We start from the raw sequence: 13,119 nt of genomic DNA on the forward strand, positions 1-13,119 counted from the left end.
CCACCCCATGATGAATCAGACCTACGCGTTCGAAGCGGATTTCGTAGCCAGCAAACAGTATATCACGCGTGCAACAATCCATAATATCCGTGGCGTACCAATCCCGCCGCCGCCCTTCCGCGACCGTCCCAAGACCGAGGGCGCTCTGCTTTTGGAACTTGAAACCAATGACGGGATCATAGGTTACGCGACCAGCGGCTATGCCCATCACTCGGCGATCCATCTCATCAATGAATTCATGGCGCCCCGTATCATCGAAGCGCGGGTAGATCCGTTCCGCACGGATTTGATCGCCGGGCTGTTCGATCGCCACACCTGGGAACGCGCGTTGGGACGGATGTTCAATATCGCGCTCGCCATGATCGATATCGCCTGCTGGGACATCAAGGGCAAGGCGGTCGGCAAGCCTGTGCATCACCTGCTGGGAGGTGCGCGTGACCGCGTGCCGGTCTATGTAACGCATGGAGCTGCCTATGAGGGTGCGCCAACCTATTCCCGCGAAGAACTGGCCAAGGAGGCCGCGCATCTGGTCGGGCTGGGCTGCACCCATCTGAAGAACACGGTCGGTCGTCAGCGTATCCCTGATCCTGTCGATGATTATCATCGCATGGCGGCGATGCGCGAAGCCGTGGGAGCCGACATCAAGCTGTCGATGGATGGTAATCTGCGCATGACATTGCCGCAGGCGATGAAGCTTTGCCAGATGTGCGAGGAGCTCGATATTGCTTTCATCGAGGAACCCATCCATTATAACGATCCGCGCAACCTCCACCATCTGCGCATGAAAACCACGATTCCGGTTGCCGCCGCAGAGAATGAACGTTTCTCGACGCTACAGCTTCTTCAGGCTGACGCGGTGGATATCATCCAGCCGAATATCAACAATGATGGCGGCATCACTGCGGCGATACGGAACGCGGCGGTTGCCCGTGCCTTTAACGTGCCGCTGGGTCACGGAAACGGAAACGGGCCGCACAATATCGCACTGCATGCCGGTTTGCAGCATGGCGGGCTGGTCGAGTACCATTTTCACAAATGGATGGCCTATAATGCGATCTTCAAAGAGGTTCCGCAGCCCAAAGATGGCTGGCTGGATGTCAGCCAGAAGCCCGGACTGGGACTCGAACCCAAGGACGGGTTGATCGCGGAATACGCCGTCAAGGTCTGAACCCGCCAACCTTCCGGGAAACGATCTGTCCCGGAATTGTTGCCAGATCAGCCCTATTTCACGGCATGGCGCGGGGTCGGGCAAAGGCATAACTGCTAATATCGTCCTGCCCGGGCGCGTGGCCACGCGGCGCATTATGGTTTGTTCGCTGAATATGCCGATATGATGAGTTTTCTGGCCAGGACTTGCGCTTCCTATGTCACCGGCAGCACGATCCGCGTCGATGGCGGCTATATCTCGAATATCTGAACAAGGGAATCACGACATGACGCTGACGCAAGAAGCCCGAACGATACTTATGAATGTGACCACTGCGACGCTGACGACAATTCTGCTCAAGAAAGGATTGCGCAATGTCTGGATCCGTGGTGCGGCGCCGCTGCATTCCGGTCAGACGCGGCTGGTGGGCGAAGCCTTTACCCTGCGCTTCGTTCCCGCGCGCGAAGATCTGGCGACCCCGGCATCCTGGGGAAGTCCGATTTCGACCCGGGCGGCGATCGAGGATATGCCTGAAGGCTGCATCGCCGTCATCGATGCAATGGGTGTCAGCGATGCCGGCGTTTTTGGCGATATCCTTTGCGCCCGCATGATGAAGCGCAAGGTAACTGCGATGATAACCGACGGTATGGTGCGCGATCTTGGCGGCGTGCTTGCCACCGGCCTGCCAGTCTGGTGCCGCGGTGCTTCAGCCCCGCCATCGGTGGCCGGGCTGACCTTTGTCGGTTGGAACGAGACGATCGGATGCGGGGGTGTTGCGGTGATCCCCGGGGATATCATCGTCGCCGACAGCGATGGGCCGGTGGTCATTCCGAAAGATCTTCTGGAGGATGTTCTTATCGAAGCGCCTGCACAAGAAAAGATGGAAGGCTGGATCATCGACGAGGTCGAAAAAGGCGCAAGGCTGCCCGGTCTCTACCCGATGAACGCCGAGACAAAGGCGCGTTACGACGCATGGCTGACAAGCCAAGGCGGAACAGGATAAGCTTTCGCCCAAGTGCAAGGGCGTACATGTCATGCCCTGGCAGCTTTCCAATGACTGGCCGTCCTGACCAATTGTCACCCGCCTGCGTCGCAAAGCCGTTGCGGGCGGTGTTTCATCTTCGGGTTTGGCCGCAGAGCCCGATCAATCCCAGACTACATTGCGCGCGGATCGCTGACAGCTTGCGATGTCTGTCGGCGAGCATTTGTTACCCGACACGCATCCTGCGCAGAAGTTAGCTATCCGATCTGCGCGACAGCGAAAGCGGAAAGAGATCCGCCCTGATCAATTGCGTCGCAGTCAACGTCGCCTGAGTGACATCCGATAGCTGAAACGGTCACCGGGATGCTGTGAGATCGAGATATAAATTGCGTTTCCCGCAGACTGATAGCGCCTTATGATCTCGAGCGCGGGGCTGCTGGGAATAGCTTGCAGGGTTTCTGCCGTTCTGTGGTCAAGCAGAACAGGGCGTATCGTCTGGATGACTTTATCGACAATTACGCCGAACCGCTCTGCGATCAGGTCGGCGATCAGGCCGCGCTGACCGGGCAACGATTTCGCGACCTCGGTATATTCGGGCGATATGTAATTGTCAGTCCAGCAGATTGGCGGCGCGTCAGAATTCGGCTCGATCCGCATGACACTGACCAGATACCATCGTTTGCCGGGTGCGCAGCCCATCCGTCGCGCCAGTTCCTCATCGGCGACGATCTCTTTCTGATCAATATGCACCCGCTCGGTTGCGGCGCCGAAATGGGCCAGTTCTTCGAGCGATGCCGTAGAGGCGTTATATCCGCCCGGATTCGCGGCGATGACCCGCGTTCCCACGCCCTTCTGCCGCGTGATGAACCCCATCGCTTCGAGGCGGTCAAGTGCTGCGCGGACTGTGGCGCGGCTGACGCCGCGTTGCGCGGCGATTTCGAGTTCGGTCGGCATCAGCGAGCCGACGGCATAATCGCCGCTCTTGATCGCCCGAACCAGATACTCGGACAATTCTGCGTAAATGGGCTGATTGCGCATTCAGACACCCTCCCGTGGGTTTTTATCCCTAGCAACGTCGTGGTCATCGAGTTCACCCGCCGTACCTCGGGGCTTGTGCTGCCGATCCTTGCAGGAATTTTCATCCTGTACGGTTTTATCGGGCCGTGGCTGCCGGGTGTTCTTTTCCATCGCGGATACGGTTTTGGCGAATTCACGACTTTCGTTTATTCGATGGAGGGCATTTTCGGGATCACGACCGCAGCGGCGGCGCTGTATATCGTTCTGTTCGTTCTGTTCGCCGCGTTTCTTCAGGTGTCCAAGGTTGGTGACTTCTTCATGAACCTGGCATTCGGCGCCTTTTGGGGGCTGCGGGGCGGCCCGGCCAAGGTGTCGCTGTTTGGTTCCATTCTCTTCGGGATAATCTCGGGCTCGGGTGTGGCCAATGTCGTCGCCTCGGGCACCTTTACTATCCCGGTCATGAAGCGGGTGGGATACCGGCCGTCGAGTGCGGGCGCGATCGAGGCAGCGGCTTCGACGGGCGGGCAACTCACGCCGCCGATCATGGGGGCGGGCGCGTTCATTATGGCCGAGGTTACGGGCATCCCATACACCACGATCATTGTCGCGGCGCTAATTCCCTGCATTCTCTATTACTTTGCGGTTTATGTGCATATCGATCTCGAGGCGCGGAAAGAAGGTATCGAGGGCTTGCCCCGTGCCGATCTGCCGCCGCTGAGACCGATGATGCGCGATGCCTTCGTTCTTGCACCTCTGGCCGTGCTGCTCATCTTCCTGTTTGCCGGGTTTTCGATCATCTCGGCAGGCTCATGGGGAATTGCGGTTTCCGTGCTTGTCATGCTGCAGCAGCGGATCGGTATCGACACGCGCATACATGCCGCTCCGATCCTGTCGGCACTGGCGACTGTCCTGCTGTTGCCGGGGTTGTCTGCTAATAGTCACGGCGGCATTGCCTTTGCGGTTGGCCTCTTTGCCATTCTCACGCTTGTGATCGTCGGACAGCGCGGGACACTCGCTGCGGCTGTCAAGGGAACGGGGCTCGATATTCTCGAGGCCCTGTCCATCGGGACGCGTCAATCACTTCAGCTGGCAGCGGTCTGTGCCTGCGCGGGTATCGTTGTCGGTGTCATTGGCCTGACGGGTCTTGGCGGCCGCTTTTCGGCGCTGCTGCTTGGGGTGGCGGGACAAAGCGAGCTGCTGGCACTGATCTTTGCCATGATCATCGCACTGATCCTTGGCATGGGGATGCCGACCACAGCCGCTTATGCCATCGCGGCCAGTGTGGTTGCGCCTGCCTTGCAGCGCATGGGATTGCCGGTGCTGCCGGTGCATCTGTTCATCTTCTATTATGCGGTGATCTCTACGATCACCCCGCCCATCGCGCTTTCCGCTTTTGCGGGCGCGGCGCTTGCCGGGGCCGATCCGTGGAGAACGGCATTCAAGTCGGTACGCTATGGCATTGCCGCCTTCATCGTCCCGTTCCTGTTTATCCACAATCAGGGCGTTCTTCTTGAAGGCAGCGTCATCGAGATTGTCAGAACCACCCTGACCGCGCTTATCGGGGGCTGGCCGAGCGCGAAAATCTCACATTGCGCGAGGCTTGTGTCCGTTCGGGGCTGGTTTCGATGCAGGAATACGATGCCCTGATCGATCCACTGCGCATGGCGAATGGTGGGCGCATGAAGAAAGGAAATACGGAATGAAAATCCTTCGCATCCTGGAGAAGGACCTGCCGATAACTTCCCCGGGTGCCAATGCCGTAGTCGATTTTGCTGGCCTGACGACATCGGCTGTCGCAATCGTGACCGATGCCTATCGGGACGGAAAGCCGCTTGTCGGCTATGGCTTCGGTTCGATCGGCCGGTGGTCGGTTGGCGGCATGTTGCGCGAGCGTTTCATCCCCCGGATCGTGGCCGCCGAGCCGGAAAGCCTTAGGGATGAGGCGGGTGGTATCGATCCGTTCGCTTGCTGGAACGCCGCGATGCGGAACGAAAAACCCGGTGGTCACGGTGACCGCGCCGCCGCGCTTGGGGCGCTCGACATGGCGCTGTGGGATCTGCGGGCCAAGGCCGAGCACGTACCGCTTTACCGTCTTTTGGCGGACCGATATCGAGATGGGCAAGCCAATGAGGAGGTCGCGGTCTATGCCACCGGCGGTTATTATCAGCAGGGTGGCGATTACCGTGCGCTCAAGGATGAACTCAAAGGTTACATCGACCTCGGCTATAACGAGGTAAAGATCAAGATCGGAGGCGCGCCGCTTGCCGAGGATATGAAGCGGATCGAAGCCGCAATTGCCGTCTTGGGTGACGGTTCGCGCCTTGCAGTCGATGCCAACGGACGGTTCGGTCTGGAGACCGCGCTCGCCTATGGCCGCGCCATGAGCGACTACGGTCTTCGCTGGTACGAGGAACCGGGCGATCCACTCGATTTCCAGTTGATGGCGGTTGTCGCCGAGCATTATGATGGTCCGCTTGCTACGGGCGAGAATATTTTTTCGTCACAGGACGCGCGCAATCTTCTGCGTTATGGCGGGATGCGGTCCGAACGCGATTTCGTACAATTCGATTGCGGTCTTGCATACGGGCTGCCCGATTATCTCAGGGTGCTGGATATCATGCGCCGGCATGGCTGGTCTCCAAGACGCCTGCATCCCCATGGAGGGCATCAGATGTCGCTGCACCTTGCGGCCGGTCTCGGTCTTGGCGGTAACGAAAGTTACCCCAGCGTCTTTCAGCCTCTCGGCAGTTTTGCGGATTGCTCGAAGGTTGAAAATGGTCGAATCCGATTGCCCGATGCGCCCGGTGTCGGGCTTGAACTGAAATCCGGGCTGAAGACCTGGCTAGATAACGCCTTCAGGCTTTAGTCGACGGACATGAGGAGGGTCTTATTGAAGTGATCCCCGCGCAGCGTGCAGAATGAAACGACAGGCAGGAATACCTCGCGGTAGAGAACCCGCGCTTTAGAAGATGATGAAGCATGGTGAAGGGGCCATCCCGGCGCCTGACGCGATATACTTCAGCGGGGGCATGGCGTGATGTGGGATTTCCCTGACAGTGCCGGCTTGTAGGCGATTACCCGGCAGCTGCGGAAACGGGGTGTCATCGTCTCGGCGGTCTGCCATGGCTATTGCGGGTTTCTGAGCATTCGGCGCTACGAGGCCGGTTGCTGGTCGGGGGACACCGAGTGACCGGCTTTTTCCGGATCGAGGAAATTGGCGCCGTTCTTGGCGAGCTTCCTGACGTTGAACCGCCGCGGAATTGCCGAAGAGTGAAGCACTCAAAGGATGAACCCTATAACGAAGAGACTGTTCTCCCTCGTCTGTCCTGCTGAACTTCGCGAACGCCGTGTTCGGTGTTTCGTAAGAACCATGCCGATTACAGCAGCGGCCCCCAGATACACGGAATGGCTGGCCAAAGCCGGGATCGAGATCTCGGTCGGCAGTGTCGGGGATGCCCATGACAATGGGCTGGCCGAAAGCATCATCGGTCTGAAGGCCGACGTCATCAACGTCCTGGAGCCTTGTCCATTGCTAAAGTCGAACGGGAGACGCTGAAATGGGTCGACCGGCACAATACCGAATGCCTGCACAGCGCCATCGGATATGTCAGGCCACACGGCGCAGAGGAGGCTTTTTACGACAACTTGAAAAGTAGCTTAACTATTGAACCAACCCCTTACGGTAAACCCAAGGCGGTTCAAAGTGACGATCTCTATTTTATAAGCTGATACAACCAAAGGTTGCTGGCCTTCTGGGCTGCGAGCCCCCCGCGACCATCCCATACTTTATTGTATTTTATAACAGCCGAAACTACGATTTCCGACACCGGAGCACTACGAAGGTACGATTGCCCAGCTTCGGGCTCGGCGGCGGGAACATCAATATTTTAAGGTAATGAAATAGTTTTGCAGGAAATACGGCTTACGTTGGATTTCAATGTCCGGGAATAATCGCTGCCTTTTTGTTACGACCGTATCCCGAGAGTATCTGTGTGGTGGTCGGATAACATTGGAGGATCGGTTTGGCGGGTAATTCGATCGGTACAGAATCATCTGCCAGAAACTTACGTTCGATCTCTTTTATCCGTTCACTCGTTCTTTGATTTCTTCGAACAGGGCCTGATAGGCTTTGCCGGCTCTGCTACCCGGTGCGGTGACCAAAACCGGGGCACGGGCGAGACCCATGCGCTCGATCTCGGAGGTGAAGGGGATTTTCGTTTGTGCAAAACGTTCAGGATACGCATCCGTCATCTCGGCAATCATTTCGCTATGCAGGCTCTTGATGCCCTGCACCATCGAAAAGAAGGCGTGGATCCTTTTCCTGGGCAGGCCGGAATCGCGGAAAAATTCCAGCAACTGCCTGAAGGTGCGTTGGGACAGCGTGGTGGGGATCACCGGCACGATTACTGCATCTGCCGCGTGAAAGACATTTTCAGACAGCATCGAGATGTTCGGCGGACAGTCCAGCAAAATGATGTCGTAATCGGATTTGACGGCCTTCAGGGCCTTTTTCAGTCGCGACTGGCCGTTCTTCATCTGTGACAGGAACAGCTCGAAATCGCGAAAGTTCATATTCGCGGGCAGGATGTCGAGATTGTCGTAGTCGCTGCCCCGGATCGCCTTGGCGAAGCGTTCGATATCCTCGAAAAAACGTGCCCCGGTCAGCTTCTTGGACGGCTTTACGCGGAAATAAAACCCCGAGGCGCCCTGAGGATCGAGATCGCATAGTAATGTCCGGTGACCCGATGCCGCAAAGGCATAGGCGAGGTTTACAGCGGTCGCCGTCTTGCCGACGCCTCCCTTGTTGGAATAGCAGGCAATGATTTGCATCAGAATCCCTTTCTGTCGTGGAACAGTTTGCGGATGGTCCGCTGCATCTTGTTGCTGTTGAAGCGCGCGAAGGCGGCGATGATCTTCTCTCGCTCTGCGACTTGTTTCTGGTGCAGCACGATGACCAGTGCGCCGATGCTCTGGGCGATTTCGAGTTTGTTCGGATCATTGGCCAGATCATCGGCAAAGGTCAGCAGCTTGGTCTGCTGCACTGCGTAATCATTGAACCAGCCCAAGGAATCCTGTAGCCTCTTCAGTGGCTTGAGGGAAGCGGTGAAGTCATCTCGCGGAAAGATCGGGCCAAAGAATTCCATCAGGTAGCGCAGCTTCTTGCATTCGATGCGCAATTCGTGAACCTGTTCGTCAGGTGTTCCGGCATTCAGATCCGCTGCGATGCGGCGGATCCGGCGATAGCGTTTCCAGATCAGTTCGCGGGCCAGACCGTAGGAGGCGCGGCTGGCATTCGGGCCGGGCAGAAGTTTGCGCTGCTTGGCAAACATCCTGGCCAGCGCCTTGATGTCCTGCTGATAGCCCTTGCTGTGTAGATGTGCGGTAAGCGTAACCTGTTCCGTGGCGCGCATGCGGCGAAGCCGCGCGAACATCTTGTCCAGCCCGGAATGCATCCTTTCCGGCACGAGATCGTAGAAGCTCTGTTGTTCCAGCAGATAGACGTCCAGATCGCGCAGTGGCCCGGTCAGCGCCATCAGCTCAGAAAACTGCGTTCTTAGTTCAGCCGTCTGTTGTGAGTCGTAGACACCCTTGAACAGACTCAGGACCGAGCGGATCTTGCGCAACGCGATACGGTAATCATGCAAAAATTCGGTGTCGAGGTCGGCAATGATACCTTGTTCATTCGCGCGGGCGACAGGCAGATAACTGTTGATCAGATTGCTTGCCGCGTCGAAGGCGGTTTCCTCGCGTCCGATCTTTATGCTCGGCTTGGCAAGATACCCGGTGCAGGCAGGCTGGATCGTTCGATAGAGATTGCCGGTCGCAAGTGGCGTAGCCCCGCAGTCACGTATGCGTGCGACCAGATCGTGCAGGGCCCGATCGTAGCCGCGCAGGCCCTGCGGCGTCAGCAAGATCACAGCATTGCCATTGGTCGCTTCCAATTCACGCAATTCGGCGCGCGCCCGGATTTTGCCCTCGTCATCGACCAGCGCCAGCCGGCCGGACCGGGTCATCCCCGAGGCGATGTGCAGCAGTGCGCGCAGCGAAGACAAATCCGCAAGCGCTGCCTTGACCGGCCCTTCGACGAACTCAGTGACAAAGCGGGCATCGGGTGTGGCGGGTTGGCAATGTGTCGCACCGGAGGCTGACAGCAACTCCATCCGGTTGCCATCTTCCCAAAGCAGCCGACGGGAACGTCGCAGGCGCTGATCGAAACAATCACGGATCGCGAAGGGACGGCTGCCTTCTGCCCAGTCCAAAACCGGCATCAGGTTCTGCGCATTGCATTCGGCCAGCTTGGTCAGCCACGCGGCCGGCATGTAATATGTTTCACCCGTGGCGATCATGCCTTCGGCTTTCGTGGCCGCCCAAGATAATCCTCGATCAGTTTTTCGATAATCTTCTGCGCACTCGTCTCTTCTTCGATTGCGCGGAGTTTGAGAGCCTTCAATGTCTTGCCGGAAAGGCGTAAAGAGGTGTTCTTCTTGTCACCTTCGTCTTTCGATCTCTTTGCTTTGGCCATGATCTGATTCTGTTTTTGTGACGTCATGATGTCATATGTTGTAGAATACGACAAACAGATAGCCGGCACGAGTGAGGAAACCGGCCGGAGGGGCCTGGTATCATCGATTTACCGTATTGGATTTATCGCATAACTGGAGAGTTGGCAGGGACATTGGCATCGCGGCTCATGTCCTGTCTTGATTCCGCCAATCGCCATGATGATGACTAAGAATGCAGCGAATAAAAATTATATCGCTGCCTGAATGAGCGCAGACCCATACAGAGGCCGCTGATCGACGCGATACCTGATATGCCGAGAAGATCGGCGCTGATCCAAAACGGGAAAATTCACTGTAGGCTCTCGCCCTGCTGTGCGCTATCGACTGAAGCGGCTGCCTTGACCACGGCTTCCACGAGGATCTGTGGTTTATAACCAAGCTTTGCCGGGGTCAGGCCCATGCGCAGGATAACAAGGTCGCGCGAGGGAATGATCGTCATGGTCTGTCCATCGTGACCAAGCAGCCAATAGGCGTCGTCCGGGATATCGTAATCCGCATCTGGTTTTTTATCCCGAGACTGACCGGTACGCGGGCCATGCAGCCAGACATGCCGGCCATATTCGCCGTCCGACGCCACCGTCGGCGTCCGCATCCAGTCGACCCAGCCCGCCGGCAGGGTGCGCTTACCCTCCCATACACCATCATTGAGCAGGAACTGCCCGAACCGGGCCCAGTCCCGCGCCGACGCGTAAAGATAGGATGAGCCCGCGAAAGTCCCCCTGGCATCCGTTTCCAGAACAGCGGTCGACATGCCAAGCGGGCCAAACAGGACCTTGCCCGGCCAATCGAGGGCGTCCCGGGGGTTCTCGAACGCGTTTTGCCAGATCCGTGACAGAAGCACGCTCGTGCCGCTCGAATAGCTGAACATTTCTCCCGGCGCCGCGATCAGGGGCTTGCCGGCGGGGACGGACGCCATATCCGGCTCGAGGTAAAGCATGCGGGTGACGTCGGTGACGGATCCGTAATTCTCATTGAATGCCAATCCGCTTTCCATCCCGAGAAGATCGGCAATGGTGATCTTTGCTCGGTCGTCCTTCCTCCATTGCGGTAGCAGTGCATCATCCGCGACGGACAGCATATCCTCGCGGACCAACGTGCCGATGAGAGCGGCGGTCACCGTCTTGGTCATCGACCAGCCGAGCAAGGGTTGATCGACATTGCCCTCCGCGCCGTAACGCTCGCCGATGATGCGTCCGTCCCGGAGCACCACGACGGCACGCATATCCGGCCCGGTGAGTTTCGGGTCGTCCAGCGCGGCCGCTAGCGCCGGATGCTCCGAGGTGATCATTACCGGCCTGTCTGGCTGATCGCTTTCAGCTGCCGCCGACGAGCGCGCCGCGGCCGCGAGATCGTCATCGGGGACCACAGCACAACCGGTTCCCTGACGATGCACCGCGAGTCCGTTGCCAAACAGGCCGAGCAGGCCCGCATGCACGGTGCCCTCGGATGCGTCGACCTGCACCCGCATCAGTCGCAGCAGGGGATGACCCGGCGCCTGGACATCCTTTGCCAGCACTGCCTCGGGATCTCGCCCTGCAATGAACATGTTGGAGCAGACGATCTTGGCAGCATAGCCCGATCCGACACGAATGAGGTCAGGGGGCGCGACGTAGAGCCAAACGGACAACCCGGCCATGAGGGTCACAAGTATGCCGATAAACCATTTCAGAATGATCCAGATCTTCCGCAAGTGAGCTTCCCCGGGCATTTTGACAAGCTTCCGGCGATGTCATGCCGGGAGTCTTCGATTTCGAACGCGTGCTTTCCCCTATCGCGGTTTTACTTAGCGTGGAAAAGGCGGCAGAGTCATGCGTGAAATTCTGGCGGTTCACGCCCTTGTCCTGAAAAGACCTTCGCCCTGATTCTAGGATAGAGGATATTGCTTGACGATGTGGGTTCTCGGTCGTCCACAATCGCGTTTGTGACGGTGGGAAGCTTAAAAGCTTTTATATCTTATTTCTGGAACTCTATTGCTCGATTTGGGCATGTCATCGTGCAACGGGCGGTCACAACATCGCCGGCAGCTCAAATCCGGGCTCCGATCCTGTCTCTTGTGACCGGGGAGGCGATGTGACAAACATATGCGGCTTCCATTTTCCAGAATACCGCCATGACATCGACCACTGCCGCCCTGTCTGTCACGCGTCCAAGAACCCATCTGGCCGTTTTGGTCATATTGGGTATGACGCATCTTCTGAACGATCTGATGCAATCGCTGATTCCGGCCGTTTATCCTTTGCTGAAGGATAGTTATGCGCTGGATTTCATACAGATTGGCATGATCACGATGACTTTCCAGATCGCCGGATCACTACTGCAGCCGGTGATCGGCATGGTCGCGGACCGCCATCCTGCGCCTTATTCGCCGGTGGTCGGTATGATGTTTACCCTATCGGGACTCGTCAGTCTGGCCTTTGCGCATAGCTATGCGGTGATCCTCGTCTCGGTCGCGCTGATCGGCATCGGCTCATCGATCTTCCATCCCGAGGCCACGCGGATGGCGCGCTACGCTGCCGGAGGCCGCCAGGGGCTGGCTCAGGGTATCTTTCAGATAGGCGGGCAGGCGGGCGGTGCGCTTGGTCCGGTCTTCGCCGCGCTGATCATCGTTCCCTGGGGCCAGCCCAGCCTTGCCTGGTTTGCCGTCGTCGCTCTGCTAGCCATGCTGCTGCTGGGCTGGATCGGTAGTCAGCAGCGTCGGGTCTTCGCTGAATTCGCCGCCATGCGGGCAAAAGGCAGGGGCGACGGCCATCATGTTTTGCACGCGCCTCTGACCATTGGGATCGGTCTCGTCGTCCTGACGCTGCTGATGTTTTCGAAAAACGCATACAGCGAAAGCTTTCGGTCCTTCTATATATTCTATCTGATGGAAAGGTTCGGTCTTTCGGTCCCCTCGGCGCAGATGATGCTGTTCATCTTCCTGCTCGCCTCGGCGGCGGGGGCACTGATTGGCGGCATCGTCGGTGACCGGATCGGACGCCAGAGAGTCATCTGGATCTCGGTGCTGGGGCCGCTGCCGCTGACGTTGATCCTGCCTTATATGGATCTGGTCTGGACCGGTGTGCTGACGGTAGCGATCAATCTGATCATGGCCAGCGCTTTCGCCTCGATTCTAATCTATGCGATGGAGCTTCTGCCTAATCGCATTGGTCTTATCGGCGGGTTGTTCTATGGCCTGAATTTTGGCCTTGGCGGTATCGCCGCTGCGATTTTGGGTGGATTAGCCGACGGCTACGGTGTCGAGACCGTCTATCGCATTTGTTCTTTCATGCCGCTTGCCGGATTGCTGGCATGGTTCCTGCCGAAGATTGACGAAAGTGGCTAGCATTAGCGACGGGCATATCGGGCCGCCGATCAAGGGATGAGGAAGCCGTGGCTGCGTAGCATCCAACTGCCTCGGATCCTGCCTGCAA

11 protein-coding genes are annotated in these 13,119 nt (G+C 57.9%); 6 read left to right on the forward strand and 5 right to left on the reverse strand.

Annotated features, from left to right (window positions below; translation table 11 throughout):
* The first annotated feature begins 7 nt into the window (after window positions 1-7).
* On the forward strand, window positions 8-1,168 hold the full coding sequence (locus Q0601_RS05405) for a mandelate racemase/muconate lactonizing enzyme family protein (protein WP_305287928.1): 1,161 nt from the start codon (window positions 8-10) through the stop codon (window positions 1,166-1,168).
* Between the two features lie 265 nt (window positions 1,169-1,433).
* A complete protein-coding gene (locus tag Q0601_RS05410; protein ID WP_305287930.1) occupies window positions 1,434-2,150 on the forward strand; it encodes a ribonuclease activity regulator RraA in 717 nt (238 codons plus the stop codon).
* 297 nt (window positions 2,151-2,447) lie between these two features.
* On the opposite strand, the gene Q0601_RS05415 is transcribed toward Q0601_RS05410, so the two are convergent.
* Window positions 2,448-3,167: a GntR family transcriptional regulator gene (locus tag Q0601_RS05415; RefSeq protein ID WP_305287932.1), complete on the reverse strand. Its 720-nt coding sequence runs from the start codon at window positions 3,165-3,167 to the stop codon at window positions 2,448-2,450.
* 39 nt (window positions 3,168-3,206) lie between these two features.
* On the opposite strand from Q0601_RS05415, the gene Q0601_RS05420 reads away from it, so the two are divergent.
* From Q0601_RS05420 to Q0601_RS05430, 3 genes are all read left to right on the forward strand, one after another.
* Entirely contained in the window at window positions 3,207-4,793 is a 1,587-nt protein-coding gene (locus Q0601_RS05420) for a TRAP transporter permease (protein WP_305287934.1), read from the forward strand.
* 52 nt (window positions 4,794-4,845) lie between these two features.
* On the forward strand, window positions 4,846-6,012 hold the full coding sequence (locus Q0601_RS05425) for a mandelate racemase/muconate lactonizing enzyme family protein (RefSeq protein WP_305287936.1): 1,167 nt from the start codon (window positions 4,846-4,848) through the stop codon (window positions 6,010-6,012).
* 504 nt (window positions 6,013-6,516) lie between these two features.
* The gene (locus tag Q0601_RS05430; RefSeq protein ID WP_305288357.1) at window positions 6,517-6,702 is read left to right on the forward strand and encodes a hypothetical protein; all 186 of its coding nucleotides are present in this window, start codon (window positions 6,517-6,519) and stop codon (window positions 6,700-6,702) included.
* Window positions 6,703-7,226: 524 nt separating this feature from the next.
* Here the strand turns inward: Q0601_RS05430 and Q0601_RS05435 are convergent.
* The 4 genes from Q0601_RS05435 to Q0601_RS05450 all read right to left on the reverse strand — a co-directional run bounded on the left by Q0601_RS05435 (window position 7,227) and on the right by Q0601_RS05450 (window position 11,399).
* Complete coding sequence (locus Q0601_RS05435; protein WP_305287938.1) at window positions 7,227-7,976, reverse strand: ParA family protein; 750 nt, start codon at window positions 7,974-7,976, stop codon at window positions 7,227-7,229.
* A complete protein-coding gene (locus tag Q0601_RS05440; RefSeq protein ID WP_305287939.1) occupies window positions 7,976-9,493 on the reverse strand; it encodes a CHAD domain-containing protein in 1,518 nt (505 codons plus the stop codon). The genes Q0601_RS05435 and Q0601_RS05440 overlap by 1 nt, the downstream gene beginning before the upstream one ends.
* Window positions 9,490-9,669 carry a hypothetical protein gene (locus tag Q0601_RS05445; RefSeq protein WP_305287941.1) on the reverse strand — a complete coding sequence of 60 codons (180 nt, stop codon included), beginning with the start codon at window positions 9,667-9,669 and terminating at the stop codon, window positions 9,490-9,492. Before Q0601_RS05445 ends, Q0601_RS05440 begins: the two co-directional genes overlap by 4 nt.
* A gap of 329 nt (window positions 9,670-9,998) precedes the next feature.
* A complete protein-coding gene (locus Q0601_RS05450; RefSeq protein ID WP_305287943.1) occupies window positions 9,999-11,399 on the reverse strand; it encodes a serine hydrolase domain-containing protein in 1,401 nt (466 codons plus the stop codon).
* A 420-nt stretch (window positions 11,400-11,819) separates the two neighbouring features.
* Between Q0601_RS05450 and Q0601_RS05455 the strand changes: the two genes are divergently transcribed.
* The gene (locus Q0601_RS05455; RefSeq protein WP_305287945.1) at window positions 11,820-13,031 is read left to right on the forward strand and encodes an MFS transporter; all 1,212 of its coding nucleotides are present in this window, start codon (window positions 11,820-11,822) and stop codon (window positions 13,029-13,031) included.
* The last annotated feature ends 88 nt before the right edge of the window (window positions 13,032-13,119 follow it).

The organism is Paracoccus wurundjeri (assembly GCF_030678915.1).
Lineage (GTDB): Bacteria > Pseudomonadota > Alphaproteobacteria > Rhodobacterales > Rhodobacteraceae > Paracoccus > Paracoccus onubensis_A.